We start from the raw sequence: 20,859 nt of genomic DNA on the forward strand, positions 1-20,859 counted from the left end.
CGAATCATGTTGACTTTTTTTTGTTGATTAAGCTATGATAACATATTGAACGGTTACTCTTATCCCGAGTTGGTGGAGGGACAGGCCCAATGAAACCCAGCAACCGTCACAACAATTATACATGTGAAATGGTGCTAACCTGTGGCAAGGCATAGCCCTTGAACGATAAGAGTGAAAGGCGCGATATGAAAGCAAATCACCTTTCCTCGATATCGAAGGAAAGGTTTTTTCGTTTATATAAGCGGGGGAATGAGTGCCGTATCAATTTTTCAGTGATCAGAGGCGCAAAAGGCGGCGTCTCTTAAACATGAACATAAGAGGAGGAAAACAACGAATGTCAGCCAAACGCCGTTTATTCACTTCTGAATCTGTTACAGAAGGCCATCCTGATAAAATTTGCGACCAAATTTCCGACGCGATTTTAGATGCGATTTTAGCAAAAGATCCAAATGCCCGCGTAGCATGCGAAACAAGCGTAACAACGGGTCTTGTATTAGTGAGCGGAGAAATTACGACATCCACCTATGTGGATATTCCGAAAATCGTTCGCGATACGGTTCGCGAAATTGGTTATACTCGTGCGAAATTTGGCTTTGATGCTGATACATGCGCAGTATTGACATCGATCGACGAGCAATCACCTGATATTGCCATGGGTGTTGACCAGGCATTAGAGGCGCGTGAAGGTCAGATGACTGACGAAGAAATCGAAGCGATTGGCGCGGGCGACCAAGGATTGATGTTTGGATTTGCTTGCAATGAAACAAAAGAGCTTATGCCTCTGCCGATTTCGCTGGCGCACAAATTAGCTCGCCGTCTCTCAGAAGTGCGCAAAGAAGATATTTTGCCGTATTTGCGTCCAGATGGCAAAACGCAAGTAACAGTGGAATACGATGAAAATGGCAAGCCGGTACGCATCGACACGATTGTTGTTTCGACACAGCATCATCCAGAAATTACGCAGGAGCAAATCGTGCGCAATATTAAAGAACATGTGATTCAACCAGTTGTTCCAGCGGAATTAATCGACGAAAATACAAAATACTTTATCAATCCAACAGGTCGTTTTGTGATCGGCGGTCCACAGGGAGACGCTGGATTAACAGGCCGTAAAATCATTGTTGACACATATGGAGGCTATGCTCGCCACGGCGGTGGTGCGTTTTCAGGAAAAGATCCGACAAAGGTTGACCGTTCGGCAGCCTATGCTGCGCGTTATGTGGCTAAAAATATTGTCGCTGCTGGCCTTGCTGAAAAATGCGAAGTGCAGCTAGCCTATGCAATCGGCGTGGCAAAACCAGTGTCCATCGCCATTGATACATTTGGCACAGGAAAGGTATCTGAAGACATTTTAATTGAAGTGGTGCGCAATAACTTTGATCTTCGTCCTGCTGGCATTATTAAAATGCTTGATTTGCGCCGTCCGATTTACAAACAAACGGCGGCCTATGGTCACTTTGGCCGCGCGGATGTGGATCTTCCATGGGAGCGCACAGACAAAGCGGAAGCGTTAAAAGAGCAGGCTCTTGCATTGGCGAAGTGATAAGGCATCAAAAGAGAGTTACATGAATATGTAGCTCTCTTTCTCTTTTCTGTTTGATTTGCAACGAATGTTGATAAGGTTCGACTAATTTATTGTAATCAATGGTTAAAATAAATGTAACGTTCCAAATGTCCAAATCTGTGGTATAATTTTCGAGTTGAATATAAAGAAGTAGGTGAAACGGCATGTGCGGTTTTATAGGTTGTGTCCATGATCATCCAAAAACACTTGATGAACAATGGAAAAAAACGTTTGAAGAAATGAATGACATGATTACTCATCGCGGTCCTGACGATGATGGATATTTTTTTGATGAACATGTTCATTTCGGCTTTAGACGTCTCAGCATTATCGATTTAGAAGCTGGTCATCAGCCGTTATCGTATGAAAACGAAAAATATTGGATTATTTTTAATGGTGAAATTTACAACTATATTGAACTGCGTGATGAATTATTGCAAAAAGGATATCCATTTGCGACCCACTCCGATACAGAAGTCATTATTGCTTTATATAGCCATGAAAAAGAAAAAGCGGTCGAAAAGCTGCGCGGCATGTTTGCCTTTGTCATTTGGGACAAGGAAGAAAAATCGGTTTTTGCCGCTCGGGATCCTTTTGGAATCAAGCCATTCTTCTATATGGAAGAGGAAGACCGCACCTTTTTTGCATCGGAGAAAAAAAGCATTTTGCATGCGATAGAAAATGATTTACTTGACTATGAAGCATTGCAGCACTACTTAACATTTCAATATGTCCCTGAACCGATGACGATGTCTGCTGGAATCCGCAAGCTGGAGCCTGGCCACTATATCCAAAAGAAAATTGGTGAACCATTGACGATCCATCGCTACTGGAAAGCGAACTTTCAGCCCGTTGTTCAATCTGAAGATGAGCTTGTAAAAGAAATTCGCGAAGTATTATTTGATTCGGTGAAGGTGCATATGCGCAGCGATGTGCCTGTCGGATCATTTTTATCAGGAGGAATTGATTCATCGCTTATTGCTTCGATTGCCAAGCAATTTCATCCTGACATTAAGACGTTTTCTGTTGGCTTTGAGCGTGAAGGATTCAGCGAGATTGACGTAGCGAAGGAAACGGCGGAAAAACTGGGAGTCGAAAATATTAGCTATGTCATCTCTCCTCAAGAATATATGGATGAACTCCCAAAAATTATGTGGCATATGGACGATCCGCTTGCTGATCCGGCGGCTGTTCCGCTTTATTTCGTTGCTCGCGAGGCAAGAAAGCACGTAACCGTTGTCCTTTCAGGAGAAGGGGCTGACGAGTTATTTGGCGGCTACAATATTTACCGTGAGCCGCAATCGCTGGAGGTTTTTGAACGAATGCCTCAGGCGGCGAAGTCAGCATTGCGAATGATTGCCCGCATTCTTCCTGATGGAGTAAAAGGGAAAAGCTTTATTGAACGCGGTTTAACACCGATGGAGGAACGATATATCGGCAATGCGAAAATGTACAGTGAAGCAGAAAAGCAAAGCTTGCTGAAAAGTTATCGTAGTGGACTGGAGTATACGAATATTACGGCTTCTCTTTATCAGGAAACGCCGGATTATCCGCCTGTCAATCGGATGCAGTATGTCGATATCCATACATGGCTTCGCGGAGACATTTTATTAAAAGCGGATAAAATGACAATGGCGCATTCGCTGGAGCTGCGTGTTCCATTTTTAGATAAAGCGGTGTTTGCGGTAGCAGCCAAAATCGCTCCTGAATGGAAAACGGCGCAGCAGACAACGAAGTATATTTTGCGAAAAGCAGCAGAAGGTATTGTTCCTGACCACGTTTTACACCGTAAAAAACTTGGGTTCCCAGTTCCGATTCGCCATTGGTTGAAAAATGAAATGCATGATTGGGCGAAAAATTTAATTAAAGAAAGCGATACGGATTATTTATTCCATAAAAATCAGCTGTATCGTCTTCTTGATGAGCACTGTGCAGGAAAAGCAGACAATAGCCGAAAGCTTTGGACTGTGTTTGCCTTTTTAATTTGGCATCAGGTTTATGTTGAAAAAAAGTATGATTTTTCCTATTTATATAAAAAAGACAAACAACCATTATCAATCTAATCCGATTGATAAGTGATTGCTTGTCTTCCCATTTGCACCCAAGCATCTAAAAACTCGGCTTTGGGTGCTTTTTGATTTTTTGTCTTTTTCAGCGGGTCGTTAAAATAAATATAGTCCTTATCATATCCAGTAATCACAACAGAATGCTCGTAGTAGGTGATTTGAATAGGGCCGCTTGGAGTATCCCACTCGCGGAAGGCGGAGGCTGGGAGCTTTTTGAATGTGCTGTTTGTAATGATCCAAATGGGCGAGCCTTGAGAAAGATATTTTTGCAGCTCGCTAAAATCGCTGCCGGTTAAATTGACAATTCGATGCGGCAAATATTTCTTGGCAAGCTGTTCAATTGGTTCGTGATATACCCCCAGTCCCGGAGTAGTTAGAGAATACATATCGCCGACAAATCCATCATGCGGATTTCCAAAGTATACTTTGCCATTTCGCCGTTGAAACGGAGTCGGGTCCTTTTTTACTTGCTTTGCCAAGGTGATCTTGTCGACTTTCACTCCAGCGTCTTGCAGAAGCATGGCGAGACTAGTGACTTCACAGCCGCGCGGCAGCTCAGGAAGCTGAGAGATCAGCGGGGCATCGAGCAAAACGAAAGGTTTGATGTCCTCTTCAATAAACGTGGAAACGACCCGGCGCAAGCTCGCTTCCTCTTTCATGAAATCCAGTTGTTTCCAACGATTAATCGCCGCTTTAAATTCATGCTGACGAAGCATCACCAATGCTAGCATGGCCAGGCAAAAGGCGACAACAATCATTTTCCAGCCCGTTCTTAGCAAATAAATCGTAATGGCTCCAAGTAAAAGAACGATGAGCGCAAGCAATAAAATAAGACTAGACGACATGCTGTTTTCTCCCTTGTTTTCAAAATTCATACCCTATCATATCATATTCTCAGTGAAAAAAAGGAGAATTTTTAAGCGAAGCGAAAAGATGATGATCGGGTCTTTTGAAAATAGTGAATCATCCCTATCAGTCAGAAGATTCTTTCGCGCGAAGCTGCAGCGATTTGTAGTATTGGCCTTTTTCCACATATTCGCGGCGGATGCGGCTCATTTCTTTTTCATCCTCTTCTGTCAGCTCGCGAATCACTTTAGCAGGACGCCCAAACGCCAACGTTCGCGGCGGAATTTTTTTGCCTTGCGGGACAAGGCTGCCTGCACCGATAAATGCCCCTTCACCAATTTCGGCTCCATCCAAAATAATAGAGCCCATGCCAATTAACGCATTTTTACGAATGATCGCGCTATGCAAAATGACTTGATGTCCGACGGTGACGTCATCTTCAATAATGAGCGGATTATTTGGACTTTGATGCAAAATCGAGTTATCTTGAATATTGACGCGATTGCCGATTTTTGTCGGAGCGACATCGCCTCGGATGACCGTATTAAACCAGATGCTTGTTTCTTCACCGATGATCACATCGCCGGTAATCGTTACATAATCGGCGATAAACGCTGATTCTGCAATTTGTGGATGCTTATCTTTATACGGATAAATCATGGACTTCTTCCTTTCTTCTGATGAAGGTATGTATTTACTATAAGTGTACAAACTTTTTTTATATTCGTAAATGCGAAAGGGGGATTTTGGCATGTGGAAATGGGAAGCAGAGCAGGCAAAAGCGGTGGTGGTTATCGTTCACGGTGCGGCTGAGCATCATGGCCGCTATAAATGGCTGATCGAGATGTTCCGTTTACATGGCTTTCACGTAGTGATGGGTGACCTCCCAGGACAGGGAACCACGACGAGAAGGAAAAGAGGGCATATTGGATCATTTGATGAGTATATCAATGAAGTCGCAGACTGGATTAAGGCGGCCCAAGCTTTTCAGTTGCCGATTTTTTTGCTTGGGCATAGCATGGGGGGACTTGTGGTCATCCGTGCTTTGCAGGAGAAACGCTTGCCTGTCAAAGGCGCGATTTTATCTTCACCTTGCTTAGGGTTAGTCACTTATCCGTCTAAAGGCTTGGATCTATTATCGAAGGTATTAAACCATATCGCTCCTTCCATGCTGTTTGACTCAGGACTGTCAGTAGAAGCAGCGACAAGAAATGAAGAAGTACGCGAGATGGATAAAAATGATTCCCTCTATGTCACGAAGGTATCTGTTCGCTGGTATCGTGAATTAGTGAAAGCGATGCAAATAGCCTCTCGCAAAATTCATAAAATTTCCGATATTCCATTGTTGCTCATGCAGGGCGGAAACGATAAAATTGTGGATAAAGTAGTTGTAAAAGAATGGTTTGACAAATTGCCAGTATCAGAAAAGGTGTATAAGGAATGGAATTTACTATACCATGAAATTTTTAATGAACCGGAGCGTGAAGCGGTCTTTTTATACGCAAAGGCATTTTTAGAAACGCAGCTGCAGCTGCAAAAAACATTGTAAACGGCATGAGGTTGGGGTGAGCTTGTTGAGTATTCCGAAGCATCCAGTTTCTTTAATGAGGAGAGTTTATCGCGATGTATTTCCTGTCGTACACCGCGAATTAGCATATTGGAAGCGAAAAGCCGAGGCAATTCCTGATCCGGAGCTGCGAAGGCAAGCGCTGGCCAGTATTGAAACGAAAACCTTTCATTGTGAGGGAGGTTCTATTTTAGCGTTATTGGCTGAAGAGGATATAGCGCCCTGTATCCGTTTTATTGTAGCTTACCAAACCATTAGCGATTATCTTGATAATTTATGTGACCGCAGCACATCGCTTGACCCGCTTGATTTTCAAACATTGCATGCTTCGATGCCAGATGCGCTGCGGACTGACGCGATTCCTTTCAATTATTATCGCCATCGCAATGAACAAAATGATGGCGGCTACCTTTGGGAACTTGTTCATACCTGCCAAAATGTGCTGAAACAAGTGAAGCATTATCACATTATTGCTCCATTTTTGCAGGAGCTGGCAGGCTATTATTGCAATTTGCAAGTACATAAGCATGTGAAGCAAGAAGAACGGGTACCGCGCCTTGAACGGTGGTTTGAAGAGCATAAACATCATCTTCCACCGATGGAGTGGTATGAATTTTCCGCTTGTTCCGGTTCGACTCTTGGAATTTTTTGCCTAGTTGCCTACGCATTTACCGATTCGTTTAACGATGAGATGGCTTTGCGCGTTCGTAACGGTTATTTTCCTTATATTCAGGGACTGCACATTTTGCTTGATTATTTTATTGATCAAGAAGAGGACCGTAACGGCGGAGATCTGAATTTTTGCTTTTATTATCCGAATGACGCGGCTTTATTTGAACGGCTTTGTCATTTTATCGAGGAGGCGGATCGCCATGTGGAGGAGCTGCCGCATGGAGCTTTTCATCGGCTGATCCATCGCGGGTTACTAGGGCTGTATTTATCAGATGGAAAGGTGAATGAACAGCGTGAAGTACAAAGATTGGCCAAGCGTTTGATCCGTTGCGGCGGAGCTATTTCTCACTTTTTTTACTGGAATGGGCGCATGTATCGAGCATGGCAGAAATGGGCAAAGTAAAGGGCTGTCCATAGCTTGGACAGCCCTTTTTATGGTAGACGAAGTCCATTTTGAGTTGGTCTCCTATTTATTTTGAACTTCATCCATTCCGCATCCAACTTTGAACAGACAAAGAATGAAGCCGAGCTAGATGTGTGGATCAATCAATAAAACGAATCGGTGTTGCTGGATTCCGCGCTTTTTTTCGCAGTCGCCCAGCCTTAAAGAACGCTTTGCGGGCAACTGGATGGGGCGGTTGCCGTTCTTGGATGATCAACGCTTGTGGGGCTTTTATCTTTTTTCAATGGCTACAATAAATGGCGGGCTGTTGATTTGATTGATAAACTCATATCGCAATACATGGGCCTGCTTTTGATCTAATGTTTGCACATACTTAAGCAGTGCATCCCGTTCAATCGCTCCTTCGGGATGCCCATGATAAATAACCAAAACGATGATGCCTTCCGGTGCCATGATTTGTAATAGCTGTTCGAGCGCTCGAATGGTGGAATGCGGCTTTGTTACGATTTGTTTATCGCCGCCAGGCAAGTAGCCGAGATTGAAAATGGCGGCGGTGATCTGCCCGTGATGGCGCTGCGGAATCTTTTCAATTAATTGGTCATGGCTCGCTTGAAACAATGTTACTTGCTCCATTACCCCATGCTCTTGTAGGCGTTCCATTGTGTTTTGAATGGCTTGTGCTTGAATATCGAAGCCAAACACATGACCCTCTTTTCCGACACGTTCTGCCAAATATAGAGTATCGTGGCCGTTTCCGACCGTTGCATCGACGGCGATGTCTCCCTTTTTAACCGCTAAGTCAATCAGCGAACGGGCAAACGGGAGAATGCGTGCAAGCTTCATATCGTTGTCCCTTCCTTTGTGCAGTATTTCCCTTGATAACTATTGCGTTTTGTCAGTTCGGCGTCAATAGCATTTAAAACCCCCCATTTATGAACGCTCCACATCGGCCCGATCATTAAATCAATGGGACCGTCTCCGGTAATGCGATGGACGATCATTTCAGGAGGCAAAATTTCGAGCTGGTCGCAAACAAGCTGGATATATTCATCAAAAGATAAAAACTTCAGCAATCCTTTTTCATATTGCTTCACCATTGGCGTTCCTTTTAGCAAATGCAGCAAGTGAATCTTAATTCCTTGGACATCTAACTCAGCCACTGTTTTAGCTGTTTCCATCATCATATCATAATTCTCGAGCGGCAATCCGTTGATAATATGAGTACAAACGCGAATCCCATGCTTGCGAAGCTTCTTGACTCCTTCTACATAGCAAGAAAAATCGTGAGCCCGGTTAATAAGCAGCGCTGTTCGTTCATGGACGGTTTGCAGGCCAAGCTCGACCCATAAATACGTTCGTTCATTTAATTCTGCCAAATATTCGACGACATCATCTGGCAAACAATCGGGGCGGGTGGCAATCGATAGACCGACGACCCCGTCTAGGCCTAGCACGGTTTCATATTTTTGGCGCAGCACTTCAACAGGAGCATGTGTATTGGTGAAAGCTTGGAAGTAGGCTAAATATTTCCCTTCCTTCCATTTAGCATGCATTTTTTCTTTAATATGATGGAATTGAGTCACTAAATCATCCGAACGATTTCCCGCGAAATCGCCAGAACCGGCTGCACTGCAAAAGGTACATCCGCCATAAGCCACTGTGCCATCGCGATTAGGGCAATCAAAGCCTCCATCAAGTGAAACTTTGAACACTTTATGACCAAATGTTTGTCGCAGGTGATAGTTCCATGTATGATAGCGTTTATGGTCTGTCGTATATGGAAATGGGTTCATGAGCATCCCCCTTTTGTTTGCATCATGTCATTTCAGCATTGTAGCATGATTTTTATGAAAAATCGACCGTTGCCAATCATTAACGTCATAATGGAAACAAGAATCGCGCACATTAAAAGTGGAAAATGATTATTTTTCAGTTGGAGGGGACAGAATGGCAACGCGGCAATCAGTTGAACAATTTTTACAGCATTGCGAGGATGTCGTTCGCTATGCGAAGGATCAATATCATCAAGCGCAAAAGCAGGAGCATTATAACGATACGGAATACACGAATGCCCAGCAAATGCTTGAAAATACAGTAAACGATTTAGCTCATTTGGCTTTAAGCTGTAATGCCCAGCAGCGTGAACAGCTGCATCGTATGCGATTGCAATTGGAGCAGCTGCAAAATGACATGATTTTGCTGGATCACTAAATAAAGGAGGAACCGGTAACATGAAAAAACGCTCCAAGCAAAACAATCCTGAGCAAACCACGAGACATAACGATCTCGAATTAGGAAAAGAGTTTGACCCCGTCAAACAGTCTAAAAAAGCGTATGAGCAAACGGGCGGACAGCCGCAAAAATCGAAACAGCATATCGAATCATAAGAGTTCGAGGAGCTTCCTATTTTTATGTATAGGCAAGCTCTTTTTTTGTGGAAAGGAAGCGGTGTAAAAGCTTGAACAGAAAGGAGAAAAAATCGAGCTCCATTTTTTTAGGCATTGCCTGCACCGATGAGATGAGCGATAGAACTTGGGTGCTTCTATATTTTGTTCCCTATGTAAGCAGCCGATCGTCCGCTTTCGGCGTTTTGGCGTGGCTGAGGTAAGCACCGCTTGCCTCCTGACCATGAGTTTTGGGCCCACGAGTTTATTTCTATATCGCCGCCATGTGTATCAAAGCCGCTATTGCTTTTTGATTGCGTTGATTTTGAAAAACGAATACAATGAATTTGGAAATGGAAATCATTTTAGGAGGAACTTGTATGCCCCGTGAGCTTTGGATGCTGCTGATTGGGATGGTTTTTTACGTAACAGGGGCTTCTTTTTTATGGCCCTTAAATGCGATTTATGTTCATGAAGAGCTGCATAAATCTTTGGCGGTAGCTGGGGTTGTGCTCATGCTGAATTCTGCTGCGACGATCGTTGGCAATCTGCTCGGTGGGATTTTATTTGATAAATGGGGCGGCTTTCGGTCATTAATGCTAGGAGCGGTGACGACTTTAGCGGCTATTGTTTTTCTCATCTTTTTCCATGGATGGCCTGCTTATCCTATCTTACTTGCCGTGATCGGATTGGGATCTGGCATTGTTTTTCCGGTTGTGAATGCTTATGCAGGCGCAATTTGGCCAGAAGGAGGAAGAAGGGCGTTCAATGCAGTCTACGTGGCGATCAACATTGGGGTAGCCGCTGGCTCATCCTTCGGTGGCTGGATTGCTTCTTATTCGTTTGAGTGGATTTTCATCACAAATACTCTTATGTACCTTTTGTTTTTGGTTGTTGTTCTTTTTGGATTAAAGCCTGTTCAATGGAAGAGTGGGCAAAAACCATCCATTAAAAATGCTGCTTCTGTCTCTATACATTCACGAACGGCGTGGCGCGCGTTTTTGATTTTATGCACCGGTTATTTTTTATGCTGGCTAAGCTATGTTCAATGGTCTACGACTGTTGCGGCTTACACCCAACAGCTTGGCCTTTCATTAAGGCAATATAGCCTGCTTTGGACCATAAACGGAGTGCTGATTGTGCTGGCGCAACCGCTGCTTGGAAAACTGTTAAGCCGTTGGTCCAATCAACTGAAGCCGCAAATGATCGTTGGCTTTTTTATTTTTGCCCTTTCCTTTTTGATTTTATGGCAGGCGAGTGCATTTTGGCACTTTGTTGCCGCGATGGTTGTGTTGACAATCGCTGAAATCATGGTTTGGCCCGCGATTCCAACCGTGGCCAGCCAGCTGGCATCACAGGAAAAGGAAGGATTTTATCAAGGAATTGTGAACAGCACGGCAACGGCAGGACGAATGATCGGTCCAGTTCTTGGCGGTTTGGTTGTGGATCATGCTGGAATGAAGCCACTGCTTGCGATCCTATTTGTTTTTGTTCTTATTGCCATTTTGACGACAGCGATTTATGACCGCAAGCTTAAGCAAGAAAGTCCAATCGAAACAAAAGCTGCTGTCTAAAACATCCGGAGTTCTTCCGAATGTTTTTTATTTTTTATTGACAATGCGCCATTAATTCGATATATATCTAATTAGATTTATATCGAATTTTAAGGGTGACAGATGAAAAGGAGGCGTAACCGATGCAATTAAGCCGGTTAGTGAGCTTTTTTAAAACGATGGGTGACCCGACGCGCTTGCGCATGATAAAGCTGCTTGCTGAGGGGCCATTGCATGGACAGGCAATCGCAGGAAAACTTGGCTTGACTCCCCCGACCATTACCCATCATCTGCATAAACTAAGAGAAGTGAATGTCGTTTATCAACGGCGCGACGGCAATACCATTTATTTTTATTTAAATAAGCCAGTGATTGATCATTACGCAGCAGCGTTAACGGATTTAACGGAGCAAGCGGAGAAGGAAAAAGATAGAAAAGAAGCGGCAGAACGGCAAAAGGTTATTGACCATTTCTTCACGTGCGAAGGACGGCTGAAGCATCTTCCAGCTCAACGTAAAAAGAAACTGATCGTACTGGAGCACATGCTAAAAGGCCTGAAAAAAGGAGAGAAATATGAAGAAAAGCAGTTAAATGAGTATATTAAAAAATTTCATGATGACTATGCGACGATTCGCCGCGAATTTATTATTCACAACTATATGTATCGCGAAAATGGCATTTATGAGCTAAATCCGGAAGAAATGTGGGCAAAGGAATAACAGGAAAAAGAGGAGTAGAGGATGGGCCTCATTTATTTTTTTCCTTTACTTGCAACAAACTGATAAATTTCTTAAAATAATGATTATAATAAAATATTGTCAAATAACAGTGAAAAGGATTAGTAGTGAGCAATACGGAATGCAGAGAGTTGACGGATGGTGCAAGTCAACCGAAGTTTGTTCATGAACTCGCCTTTGAGTTGCGAATATGAACGGCTGTTTTGCCTAATAATGTTCGCCGTGAATCTGCGTTAAGGAATCGAGTGAGCGCACGTTTTTTGTGCGCTAAACAGGGTGGTACCGCGGGAAGTTCAATCTCTCGTCCCTTGTGAAGGGCGAGGGGTTTTTTATTTTCTTTTTTGTTAACACTGTGGAAATAGAAGCAGAAAGATGGGAGGACGTGACATGAGCTTTAATCATCTTGATATTGAGAAAAAATGGCAAAAATATTGGGAAGAAAACAAAACATTTAAGACGAGCGAAGAGGAAGGAAAGAAAAAATTTTATGCGCTTGATATGTTTCCTTACCCTTCGGGAGCCGGCCTTCATGTCGGGCATCCAGAAGGATACACAGCGACTGACATTTTAGCGCGAATGAAGCGCATGCAAGGATATAACGTGCTTCATCCAATGGGGTGGGATGCGTTTGGCTTGCCAGCTGAGCAATATGCGTTAGATACTGGAAACGATCCGGCCAAGTTTACGGAACAAAATATTAATAACTTCCGCCGGCAAATTAAATCGCTAGGATTTTCTTATGATTGGGATCGCGAAGTCAATACAACTGATCCAAATTACTACAAATGGACACAATGGATTTTTTTAAAGCTTTATGAAAAAGGCTTAGCTTACATTGATGAAGTGCCTGTCAATTGGTGCCCGGCGCTTGGAACGGTTTTGGCGAATGAAGAGGTTATTGATGGAAAAAGCGAACGTGGTGGGCATCCGGTAATCCGCAAGCCGATGAAGCAATGGATGCTTCGCATTACAGCTTATGCAGATCGCTTGCTTGAGGATTTGGAGGAACTGGATTGGCCAGAAAGCATTAAAGAAATGCAGCGCAACTGGATTGGCCGTTCAGAAGGAGCCAATGTCCATTTTGCCGTCGACGGACATGACGAGACATTTACCGTATTTACCACGCGTCCGGATACATTGTTTGGCGCAACGTATGCGGTGCTTGCTCCTGAGCATCCGCTCGTAGCCCAAATTACGACACCTGAGCAAAAAGAAGCAGTAGAAGCCTATTTGCAGCAAATTCAAAGCAAAAGCGATCTTGAGCGAACGGATTTAGCGAAAGAAAAAACAGGTGTATTTACAGGCGCTTATGCGGTCAATCCAGTAAATGGAGAAAAATTGCCAATCTGGATTGCTGATTATGTGTTAATGAGCTACGGCACAGGCGCGATTATGGCGGTGCCAGCACATGATGAACGCGACTATGAATTTGCGAAAAAATTCAACTTACCGATTAAGGAAGTCGTCGCGGGCGGCGATGTGACAAAAGAAGCGTATACAGGCGATGGTGAGCATATGAACTCCGGCTTTTTAAACGGTTTAAATAAAGAAGAAGCCATTAAGAAAATGATTGAATGGCTTGAAGAAAACGGAAAAGGCGAGAAGAAAGTATCCTATCGCCTTCGCGACTGGCTTTTTAGTCGCCAGCGTTATTGGGGCGAACCCATTCCGATCATCCATTGGGAAGATGGTACGATGACGCCAGTGCCAGAGGAAGAGCTTCCGCTGATGCTTCCGAAAACAACTGAAATTAAACCGTCAGGAACAGGCGAATCGCCGCTGGCGAATATCGAGGATTGGGTCAATGTCGTTGATCCGCAAACAGGCAAAAAAGGTCGCCGAGAAACGAATACAATGCCGCAATGGGCGGGAAGCTGCTGGTATTACCTGCGCTATATTGATCCGCACAACAGCGAGCAGCTGGCTGATCCTGAAAAATTGCAAAAATGGCTGCCGGTCGACATTTATATCGGCGGAGCTGAGCATGCGGTGCTGCACTTACTATATGCGCGCTTTTGGCATAAATTTTTATATGATATCGGCGTGGTGCCGACAAAAGAGCCATTCCAAAAGCTCTTTAACCAAGGAATGATTCTTGGCGAAAATAACGAAAAAATGAGTAAATCAAAAGGAAATGTCGTCAATCCAGACGATATTATCGAAAGCCACGGGGCCGATACATTGCGTTTATATGAAATGTTTATGGGGCCGCTCGAAGCATCGATCGCTTGGTCGACAAAAGGCTTGGATGGTGCCCGCCGTTTCTTGGATCGTGTATGGCGATTATTTGTTGAGGAAAATGGCGAGCTCAATCCGAAAATCGTCGATCAGGCAGAAGAGGATACGCTTGAGCGAGTATACCATCAGACGGTGAAGAAAGTCACTGAGGACTACGAAGCCATTCGTTTCAATACAGCGATTTCCCAATTAATGGTCTTTATTAACGAAGCGTATAAAGCTCCTGTTCTACCAAAGGCGTATATGGAAGGGTTTGTGAAATTGTTATCTCCGGTTTGTCCGCATATTGCCGAAGAACTATGGGAAAAGCTTGGCCATACAAATACGATTGCATATGAAGCGTGGCCTGTATATGATGAAACCAAATTAGTCGAAGATGAGATAGAAATCGTCGTACAGGTGAACGGCAAAGTGCGCGCGAAGCTCCGTGTTCCAGCGGATGCTTCAAAAGAACAAATGGAGCAAATAGCCTTAGAGGACGCAAAAGTGAAAGAACAGCTCGACGGAAAAACGATACGTAAGGTGATTGCCGTTCCAGGTAAGCTAGTCAATATTGTGGCCAATTAATCAAAAGCAAGTCCCTCACTCTTTCAGGCTGTGAGGGACTTGCTTTAAAAAGAAAGGAGAAAAAGAAATGGAAGAAATGAAAGAAATAACAGCAGAGGAACTTAAACAAAGGCTGGAAAAAGGGGAAAAATTAAATTTAATCGATGTGCGTGAAGACGAAGAAGTAGCGTATGGCATGATTCCGGGAGCGAAACATATCAAAATGGGCGAGATTCCACATCGTCTAGAAGAATTCAATAAGGAAGAGGAATACATTTTTATTTGCCGCTCTGGGGTGCGCAGCGAAAATGTTTGCCGCTACCTTCAGGAGCTGGGCTACAGCGTTTGCAATATGGTCGGCGGCATGCTGGCATGGGAGGGAGAAGTAGAATAAAATGCCGCAACCAAAAAAGAGGCTGATGTCATCAACTGACATCAGCCTAAAAAATGTCGCTGAAAGTTTTAAAAGGTTTAGATCAATAGTTAGGATAAACGATGTTTGGTTGCACTGGAGTGCCTTTGGATTGACCGTCATTTGATACAGTCAATCCTACTCCCAATACGGTTACAAGGGCAAGAATTGAAGCGAAAATCTTTCTTTTCATATGATTTCCTCCTTTAACTTTTAAATAATATATTGTTTTCTTTTTTTATTAGCTAATTGATAGTAATGACTGCTTTTTTTATAGAAAAACTGCTTGGCGTACATATCCGCCAATTTTTCATAGCAGTCGGTCAAATACATCCAGTCATAGTTTTTTTCGAAAAAAGGAATAACAGTTTGTTCAAGATATATTTTTAGTTCTTCCTCTTTTCCTGATATTTCTAGATGCAAGCAATAAAATTTGTGCAACAAATGTTCAGCAATAGGAGATTGTTCTAACCTTTCGAGTGCATCGGCAATCCATTTTGTTGCTGAAGCGATATCATTAATTAGAACATATTCTTTAGCTAAGTAGTAAGTAGTCGTTAAGTAATCAAGCTCATCTTTCTCATAGTTCAAACTTTTTAAATAATAATCAATCGCTTTAGATGAATCCCCTTTTGTTGTATATAAATAGCCAAGATTGTGCAATGCTTTTCCGATAATATCAGGTAATTTTAGCTTTCTTGAAATATTTAAAATATTATCAAAGTAATATTTTGCTTGATGAAATTGCTGGATAATTACATAGCTGATACCAATCATCATTTGGCAGTCAATACTTCTTAAATAATATGAAGAAGAATCGAATAATTCCAGTGCCTGATGTCCATATATTAATGTTAATGAAGGGCGATATAAATGACAGTAAGTCAACGCTAAATAATAGATTAGTTCAGGCTCAGTATAGCGCATTTTATCGCTAATGCTTTTGGCCATTTCGAATTTTTGGATTCCTTCTTCATATTGCTGATTCATGCATAAATAAATGCCGTAAAAGCAATAGAAATAAAGCAACTGCCCGTTTGTCAGCTTTCCTTTAATCTTGGTGAAATAATCGATCAATTCTAAGGCGGAGGATAGCTGGTTTTTATAAAGATGGTAACGCAATAACGTGAGCTTGTAATGAATAACGAGATTGATATTTTCGATAAATTCGATTTTTTCAGACAAAGAATGGGCATATTGATCTGCTTGGCTTGTGTCGCGATCGATAATCGCCTGGTACCACGCCAAAATATCCTCGTTTAATTGCTTTTGCTCAGAAACGATGTTGTCGTAGCTGAGACCTAATCTCGACAATAACAGCACAATAATTTCTTCATTGGCAGTGATTTTGTTGTTTTCAATTTTGCTTAAATACGGAACGGAACATATCCCTTTGGATAGTTCTTCTTGTGTCATGCCTTTTTGTTGACGATTAATCGCGATAATCATCCCGATGTCTATATCTATATTATCTCCCAAAATGTACATAAATCAATGCCTACCCCCCTTTTTTTATATTGAGAAAATAAAGCCCTCTTCTTTTAATAGCTAGGTCTTTTCGACAGCATTTTCTCAACATGGTCATATAACGTACATTTCATGTTTATGTCCTAAAAAATAAGATGATAGTCATAGATGTTGCCGCTTTTAGTCGAAAAAGAACAGATCTTCTAGATTATAAAAATAGGTCCTTTCAATGGTGTTTATACATGGAGTGGATTAGCTATATTGAGAAAATGTTAGGTTGTTAAGCAATTTCAAAAAATGAAAAAACTCCTTCGCTTAGTCACCATTATATTCCTAATCATATTAATATTCAAATCAAACTAAAAAATGCAGTCCGCTATTTTTTCATTTGGTCTTGAATCGGAAAAATAGCAGTTAAATAGCAGTTTCATGGATTGTTAATAATCGTGGAAAATAAATTCGTCTATTCGATTTACGGATGTTCGTGGTTTGTTCGATATTAAAAAAAGATGAAAAATGAGTGAAAAAAACTTGTTAAGAAAATATTTTATCAATATTTTAATTCAGTAGTGAAAAAAAGCAAAATATTGTCGTTTGATTCTTCCGAAGCAAAAAGAGGAAAATCGATATCTTTAAGGAAATAAACAATACATTTGCAGTGATCGCGTGTAAGAAGCAAGTTGATTCAATAGAAAGGAGAATGAAAATGGGCCTAGAACGTAGCTTGCCACTATTTCTGCATATTTCGCTTCATCGAATGTGCGATCATTATTTGCCGAAGCTGCTGGCGGCTATTCAATGCTTGGACGAAAACGAAATATGGTGTTGCGAAACGGAAGAAAGCCATTCGATTGGCGGAATCATTTTGCATATTTGTGAGCATATTCACAGAAACGCGTTGCAACTTTCGAAGCCAACGGTCCAATTTTCTAATGGAATAGAAGAATATTTTCCAAATGGTCACTGGACTTCCGGGGAATTATGCGAATATGTGCAAGAAATATTCAATGAATGGCGAGCGGAGGTGGAAAAACGGCTGGAATGGGATCAGGGAGTCGATATGCATCGGATGTACCATGTAGTGGAACACACCTCCTATCATCTTGGCCAGATCATTGACCGCACAAAGCGGTTGAAACGGATTTCCTTTCAATTTTGCCAGAAAGGGCTAAATGAAAAAGGACTAAGGGAGATGATCGAAGCAAAATGTACAAAGTAAAATTATTTGATGAAGAGCATGAAAAAGATTTAGAAATATCCGTCAATCAATTTTTATCAGGATTAAAAGAAGGGCAGCTTATCGACATTAAATATGATGTGGCTCTAATGGAGTCAGAGGGAGAGCAGATTTACTGCTTTTCAGCGATGGTCATTTATCGGGCCTAGCGAAAATGGCTAAGCCCGATGTAGTAAAGCCTGTTTTGCCGCGTTCATTCCCGCAAGCCGTCCGGTGACAAGGGCGGCTGTAATGTTATATCCACCCGTGTAGCCGTGAATATCTAAAATTTCGCCGCAAAAATAAAGTCCCTCCATTAGCTTGGATGCCATTTCTTTTGGATGGATCTCCTTTACCGATACACCTCCGCCCGTCACAAACGCTTTTTCGATTGGCAAAGTGCCGTGGACATGGAACATAAAATGCTTGCAGCTTGAGATGAAGGCGCGAATCTTTTCATGAGCGAGCGTGCTTGCCGATGCTTGCGGATCTATATGGTTTTTTTCTAATAAAAATAATAAATAGCGTTCGGGAAGGAGTCCTTTTAAGAGATTTTTGATCGCTTTTTTTGGCTCATTTTTGATGGTAGCAACCACGCGCTGAAACAGCATTTCTTCGTTTTCGTCAGGAAGCGCATCGATACTCATCGTTACCGCATTTGCTTTTTTTCGCTCTTTCACGACAAATTGGCTGCAGCGGAGCGCAGCCGGACCGGAGATACCAAAATGGGTAAAAATCATATCCATTCGATGGGTCACAACCGTTTTTCCTTTTTGATTCAGAACGCTCAATGCGATATCGCGCAGGGAGAGTCCTTGCAATATGCGCTCTTGAATAAATGATTCATTGGAGATGATCGGCACCTCTGTCGGAAATAGTTCTGTTACGGTATGCCCGGCTTTTTTCGCCCATGCATAGCCGTCTCCTGTCGATCCCGTATGAGGAACGGATTTTCCGCCAACGGCGACGACGACGCTGTTGGCGGCAATAAATTCTCCATTTTTTAACGTAACGCCGACCGCTTTTCCATTTTCATATTCCACATCAGCAACTGGTGTATTCAGGCGAATATGTACGTTAAGATTGTCCAGTTCATTGATTAGCGCTTGGACAACAGATTGTGCATGATCTGATACAGGAAACATTCGGCCATGGTCTTCTTCTTTCAGCAAAACGCCAAGCCGCTCAAAAAATTGAATAATGTCTTCATTGTTAAAGATCGAAAACGCGCTATACAGAAAACGTCCATTTCCTGGAATATGCTTGATGATTTCCTCAACAGGTAGCCGATTGGTCACATTGCAGCGTCCGCCTCCAGAAATCGCAAGCTTGCGCCCCAGCTTGTCCCCTTTATCTATAAGAAGGACGTTCGCTTTTTGCTCACCGGCCGCAATCGCTGCCATTAATCCCGATGGTCCGCCTCCGATCACAATGACATCATACTTCACTTGCTTCACCAACCTTTCTTTTTCTATTATAGTCGAGAGATGAAAATTTCTCGACTTGCCCGCAAATGTGATAAAATACAGTAGTTGTGAAAAGATGCACTCTAGGGAAGGGATGTTATGTCAGCTTCAAAATTGCTGCGTGGAACATTTATTTTGACAGCGGGTGTGATGCTGTCGCGCATTCTTGGTTTAGTGTATGTCATTCCGTTTTATCCGCTTGTCGGAGAACGGGGTGGAGCGCTTTATTCGTATGGATATGTGCCCTACCAAATTTTTATCAGCCTTGCTACAGCAGGAGTGCCGCTTGCGGTTTCGAAATTTGTTTCAAAATACAATGCGCTAGGGGAATACGGCACGGGCTATCGGCTGTTTCGCTCTGGGCTATTGCTAATGACGATCACCGGCATTGCCGCCTGTGCGACTCTTTATACGATCGCACCTTGGATCGCTCCATTTGTGATTGATAAACAAGTAGAGGGAAATTCCGTTGCTGATGTTGTTACCGTCATTCGCGCTGTCAGCTTCGCTTTAATGATCGTGCCAGTGATGAGTTTAATCCGCGGATTTTTCCAAGGGCACGAGTCAATGGGACCGACCGCTGCCTCACAGGTAGTAGAACAGCTGATCCGCATTATTTTTCTGTTGGCCAGCTGTTACATCGTGCTGCGTGTTTTGCATGGGTCGCTTGTCACAGCGATTAGCTTGGCAACATTTGCGGCATTTATTGGCGCTCTAGGCGGACTTGCCATATTAATTTGGTATTGGTGGAAACGTAAAGAGCATTTGGCCGAATTGCTCACACAAGACCGGGGGCAGCTTCATCCTTCTTTAAAAGATATGTATAAAGAATTAATTATGTATGCCGCTCCGTTTGTGTTTGTTGGGCTCGCGACACCGCTCTATCAGCTGATTGACCAATTTACCTTTAACCGAGCGATGGCCAGCATCGGGCTTGCGAAAATTTCCGAAGAAGCGTATTCCATTTTTAATGTATGGGCGCAAAAGCTTGTCATTATTCCTGTGACGCTGGCGACATCATTTGGTTTGACGTTGATTCCAACGATTACGAAAGCTTATATCTCCGGTGACCGGAAATCGTTTCGCAAATATTTAAATCAGACGTTTCAAGTGGTGATGTTTTTAACGGTTCCGGCGGTCGTCGGGATGGCCATTTTGGCAGAGCCGATGTATGCGGCGTTTTACAACTACGATCCGCTCGGCGAGCAAGTGCTTCGCTGGTATGCGCCGGCGGCGATTTTATTCGCGATGTTTTCTGTTACCGCTGCCGTATTGCAGGGTATCAACCAGCAGCGCTTTACAGTCATAAGTTTGACGCTTGGATTATTAGTCAAGCTTTCACTAAATACTTTCTTCATTACAAAGTTCGCTACCATTGGAGCGATTTTAGCTACTACGTTTGGATATTTTCTTTCGGTCGTGTTTAATTTATTTATTATCCAAAAATACACAAAATACCGTTACAATTTTGTTATTCGGCGCACAATTTTAGTCATGATTTTGACAGCGATTATGTCGATCGGAGCGGTTGTTATGCTTCATTTATGTCAATGGCTGTTCCATTATAACGGCGGAAAAGTCGAATCAGTGGTCATTGTGATCATTTGTGCGGCGGTTGGTGCTGGGATCTATTTCTGGCTAAGCGAGCGGCTCGGGCTTATTTCCTCTTTATTTGGCAATCGTTTTGCCTTTTTACAACGGAAAAAGAAGGCGGTTTCGTGA

Annotated in this window: 20 protein-coding genes, 1 riboswitch and 1 other annotated feature; of the genes, 13 read left to right on the top strand and 7 right to left on the bottom strand. The window is 42.8% G+C overall.

The features are described from left to right. Window positions 1-56: 56 nt before the first annotated feature. Window positions 57-172: riboswitch (SAM riboswitch) on the top strand. Between the two features lie 162 nt (window positions 173-334). Further along, on the top strand, window positions 335-1,543 hold the full coding sequence (gene metK / locus GFC28_RS16100; RefSeq protein ID WP_044745863.1) for a methionine adenosyltransferase: 1,209 nt from the start codon (window positions 335-337) through the stop codon (window positions 1,541-1,543). A 185-nt stretch (window positions 1,544-1,728) separates the two neighbouring features. Next, on the top strand, window positions 1,729-3,627 hold the full coding sequence (gene asnB / locus GFC28_RS16105) for an asparagine synthase (glutamine-hydrolyzing) (protein ID WP_044745864.1): 1,899 nt from the start codon (window positions 1,729-1,731) through the stop codon (window positions 3,625-3,627). Here the strand turns inward: asnB and GFC28_RS16110 are convergent. After that, window positions 3,624-4,475, bottom strand: coding sequence for a C39 family peptidase (locus GFC28_RS16110; protein WP_044745865.1), 852 nt, complete (start codon window positions 4,473-4,475; stop codon window positions 3,624-3,626). The genes asnB and GFC28_RS16110 overlap by 4 nt on opposite strands. Before the next feature lie 127 nt (window positions 4,476-4,602). Next, window positions 4,603-5,136, bottom strand: a complete 534-nt coding sequence (locus GFC28_RS16115) for a gamma carbonic anhydrase (protein ID WP_044745866.1) — start codon at window positions 5,134-5,136, stop codon at window positions 4,603-4,605. A 91-nt stretch (window positions 5,137-5,227) separates the two neighbouring features. On the opposite strand from GFC28_RS16115, the gene GFC28_RS16120 reads away from it, so the two are divergent. Both GFC28_RS16120 and GFC28_RS16125 read left to right on the top strand, forming a co-directional pair. Further along, complete coding sequence (locus tag GFC28_RS16120; RefSeq protein ID WP_044745867.1) at window positions 5,228-6,025, top strand: alpha/beta hydrolase; 798 nt, start codon at window positions 5,228-5,230, stop codon at window positions 6,023-6,025. Between the two features lie 25 nt (window positions 6,026-6,050). Further along, a complete protein-coding gene (locus tag GFC28_RS16125) occupies window positions 6,051-7,118 on the top strand; it encodes a tetraprenyl-beta-curcumene synthase family protein (RefSeq protein ID WP_044745975.1) in 1,068 nt (355 codons plus the stop codon). 270 nt (window positions 7,119-7,388) lie between these two features. Here GFC28_RS16125 and GFC28_RS16130 read toward each other — a convergent pair whose 3' ends face one another. Beyond that, window positions 7,389-7,961, bottom strand: coding sequence for a tRNA 5-(aminomethyl)-2-thiouridylate-methyltransferase MnmM (locus GFC28_RS16130; protein ID WP_044745868.1), 573 nt, complete (start codon window positions 7,959-7,961; stop codon window positions 7,389-7,391). After that, complete coding sequence (locus tag GFC28_RS16135) at window positions 7,958-8,911, bottom strand: tRNA modification radical SAM protein MnmL/YtqA (protein ID WP_044745869.1); 954 nt, start codon at window positions 8,909-8,911, stop codon at window positions 7,958-7,960. Before GFC28_RS16135 ends, GFC28_RS16130 begins: the two co-directional genes overlap by 4 nt. Before the next feature lie 154 nt (window positions 8,912-9,065). Here GFC28_RS16135 and GFC28_RS16140 point away from each other — a divergent pair, with 154 nt between their 5' ends. The 6 genes from GFC28_RS16140 to GFC28_RS16165 all read left to right on the top strand — a co-directional run bounded on the left by GFC28_RS16140 (window position 9,066) and on the right by GFC28_RS16165 (window position 14,970). Next, complete coding sequence (locus GFC28_RS16140; protein ID WP_044745870.1) at window positions 9,066-9,329, top strand: YtzC family protein; 264 nt, start codon at window positions 9,066-9,068, stop codon at window positions 9,327-9,329. A gap of 20 nt (window positions 9,330-9,349) precedes the next feature. Beyond that, a complete protein-coding gene (locus GFC28_RS16145; RefSeq protein WP_044745871.1) occupies window positions 9,350-9,505 on the top strand; it encodes a hypothetical protein in 156 nt (51 codons plus the stop codon). A gap of 377 nt (window positions 9,506-9,882) precedes the next feature. After that, window positions 9,883-11,076 (top strand): MDR family MFS transporter, encoded by a 1,194-nt coding sequence (locus tag GFC28_RS16150; RefSeq protein WP_044745872.1) that lies wholly within the window; start codon window positions 9,883-9,885, stop codon window positions 11,074-11,076. Window positions 11,077-11,198: 122 nt separating this feature from the next. Next, window positions 11,199-11,774 (top strand): DUF2087 domain-containing protein, encoded by a 576-nt coding sequence (locus GFC28_RS16155; protein ID WP_044745873.1) that lies wholly within the window; start codon window positions 11,199-11,201, stop codon window positions 11,772-11,774. 100 nt (window positions 11,775-11,874) lie between these two features. Then, window positions 11,875-12,104: a binding site (T-box leader), on the top strand. Between the two features lie 75 nt (window positions 12,105-12,179). Beyond that, window positions 12,180-14,597: a leucine--tRNA ligase gene (gene leuS, locus GFC28_RS16160; RefSeq protein ID WP_044745874.1), complete on the top strand. Its 2,418-nt coding sequence runs from the start codon at window positions 12,180-12,182 to the stop codon at window positions 14,595-14,597. A gap of 67 nt (window positions 14,598-14,664) precedes the next feature. Beyond that, window positions 14,665-14,970 carry a rhodanese-like domain-containing protein gene (locus GFC28_RS16165; protein ID WP_044745875.1) on the top strand — a complete coding sequence of 102 codons (306 nt, stop codon included), beginning with the start codon at window positions 14,665-14,667 and terminating at the stop codon, window positions 14,968-14,970. Between the two features lie 82 nt (window positions 14,971-15,052). On the opposite strand, the gene GFC28_RS20025 is transcribed toward GFC28_RS16165, so the two are convergent. Together GFC28_RS20025 and GFC28_RS16170 are read right to left on the bottom strand one after the other, a co-directional pair. Then, window positions 15,053-15,181, bottom strand: a complete 129-nt coding sequence (locus tag GFC28_RS20025) for a hypothetical protein (RefSeq protein ID WP_255363034.1) — start codon at window positions 15,179-15,181, stop codon at window positions 15,053-15,055. A 20-nt stretch (window positions 15,182-15,201) separates the two neighbouring features. Continuing rightward, window positions 15,202-16,476, bottom strand: coding sequence for a helix-turn-helix domain-containing protein (locus tag GFC28_RS16170; RefSeq protein ID WP_044745876.1), 1,275 nt, complete (start codon window positions 16,474-16,476; stop codon window positions 15,202-15,204). Window positions 16,477-17,161: 685 nt separating this feature from the next. Here GFC28_RS16170 and GFC28_RS16175 point away from each other — a divergent pair. Both GFC28_RS16175 and GFC28_RS16180 read left to right on the top strand, forming a co-directional pair. Further along, window positions 17,162-17,674 (top strand): hypothetical protein, encoded by a 513-nt coding sequence (locus GFC28_RS16175; protein WP_044745877.1) that lies wholly within the window; start codon window positions 17,162-17,164, stop codon window positions 17,672-17,674. Continuing rightward, a complete protein-coding gene (locus GFC28_RS16180; protein WP_044745878.1) occupies window positions 17,662-17,841 on the top strand; it encodes a sporulation protein Cse60 in 180 nt (59 codons plus the stop codon). Before GFC28_RS16175 ends, GFC28_RS16180 begins: the two co-directional genes overlap by 13 nt. A 9-nt stretch (window positions 17,842-17,850) precedes the next feature. Here GFC28_RS16180 and GFC28_RS16185 read toward each other — a convergent pair whose 3' ends face one another. After that, window positions 17,851-19,119: a BaiN/RdsA family NAD(P)/FAD-dependent oxidoreductase gene (locus tag GFC28_RS16185; RefSeq protein WP_044745879.1), complete on the bottom strand. Its 1,269-nt coding sequence runs from the start codon at window positions 19,117-19,119 to the stop codon at window positions 17,851-17,853. Between the two features lie 117 nt (window positions 19,120-19,236). Between GFC28_RS16185 and GFC28_RS16190 the strand changes: the two genes are divergently transcribed. Beyond that, complete coding sequence (locus tag GFC28_RS16190) at window positions 19,237-20,859, top strand: putative polysaccharide biosynthesis protein (protein ID WP_044745880.1); 1,623 nt, start codon at window positions 19,237-19,239, stop codon at window positions 20,857-20,859.

This window comes from Anoxybacillus sp. B2M1 (assembly GCF_001634265.1).
Taxonomy (GTDB): Bacteria; Bacillota; Bacilli; order Bacillales; family Anoxybacillaceae; genus Anoxybacteroides; species Anoxybacteroides rupiense.

Bases quoted from the DNA above. Each gene is read 5' to 3' on its own strand.
- GFC28_RS16135 (WP_044745869.1), bottom strand. From the start codon at position 8,911: ATGAACCCATTTCCATATACGACAGACCATAAACGCTATCATACATGG.
- GFC28_RS16115 (WP_044745866.1), bottom strand. From the start codon at position 5,136: ATGATTTATCCGTATAAAGATAAGCATCCACAAATTGCAGAATCAGCG.
- GFC28_RS16165 (WP_044745875.1), top strand. From the start codon at position 14,665: ATGGAAGAAATGAAAGAAATAACAGCAGAGGAACTTAAACAAAGGCTG.
- GFC28_RS16140 (WP_044745870.1), top strand. From the start codon at position 9,066: ATGGCAACGCGGCAATCAGTTGAACAATTTTTACAGCATTGCGAGGAT.
- GFC28_RS16150 (WP_044745872.1), top strand. From the start codon at position 9,883: ATGCCCCGTGAGCTTTGGATGCTGCTGATTGGGATGGTTTTTTACGTA.
- asnB (WP_044745864.1), top strand. From the start codon at position 1,729: ATGTGCGGTTTTATAGGTTGTGTCCATGATCATCCAAAAACACTTGAT.
- metK (WP_044745863.1), top strand. From the start codon at position 335: ATGTCAGCCAAACGCCGTTTATTCACTTCTGAATCTGTTACAGAAGGC.
- GFC28_RS16175 (WP_044745877.1), top strand. From the start codon at position 17,162: ATGGGCCTAGAACGTAGCTTGCCACTATTTCTGCATATTTCGCTTCAT.
- GFC28_RS16145 (WP_044745871.1), top strand. From the start codon at position 9,350: ATGAAAAAACGCTCCAAGCAAAACAATCCTGAGCAAACCACGAGACAT.
- leuS (WP_044745874.1), top strand. From the start codon at position 12,180: ATGAGCTTTAATCATCTTGATATTGAGAAAAAATGGCAAAAATATTGG.
- GFC28_RS20025 (WP_255363034.1), bottom strand. From the start codon at position 15,181: ATGAAAAGAAAGATTTTCGCTTCAATTCTTGCCCTTGTAACCGTATTG.
- GFC28_RS16190 (WP_044745880.1), top strand. From the start codon at position 19,237: ATGTCAGCTTCAAAATTGCTGCGTGGAACATTTATTTTGACAGCGGGT.
- GFC28_RS16180 (WP_044745878.1), top strand. From the start codon at position 17,662: ATGTACAAAGTAAAATTATTTGATGAAGAGCATGAAAAAGATTTAGAA.
- GFC28_RS16130 (WP_044745868.1), bottom strand. From the start codon at position 7,961: ATGAAGCTTGCACGCATTCTCCCGTTTGCCCGTTCGCTGATTGACTTA.
- GFC28_RS16170 (WP_044745876.1), bottom strand. From the start codon at position 16,476: ATGTACATTTTGGGAGATAATATAGATATAGACATCGGGATGATTATC.
- GFC28_RS16155 (WP_044745873.1), top strand. From the start codon at position 11,199: ATGCAATTAAGCCGGTTAGTGAGCTTTTTTAAAACGATGGGTGACCCG.
- GFC28_RS16110 (WP_044745865.1), bottom strand. From the start codon at position 4,475: ATGTCGTCTAGTCTTATTTTATTGCTTGCGCTCATCGTTCTTTTACTT.
- GFC28_RS16120 (WP_044745867.1), top strand. From the start codon at position 5,228: ATGTGGAAATGGGAAGCAGAGCAGGCAAAAGCGGTGGTGGTTATCGTT.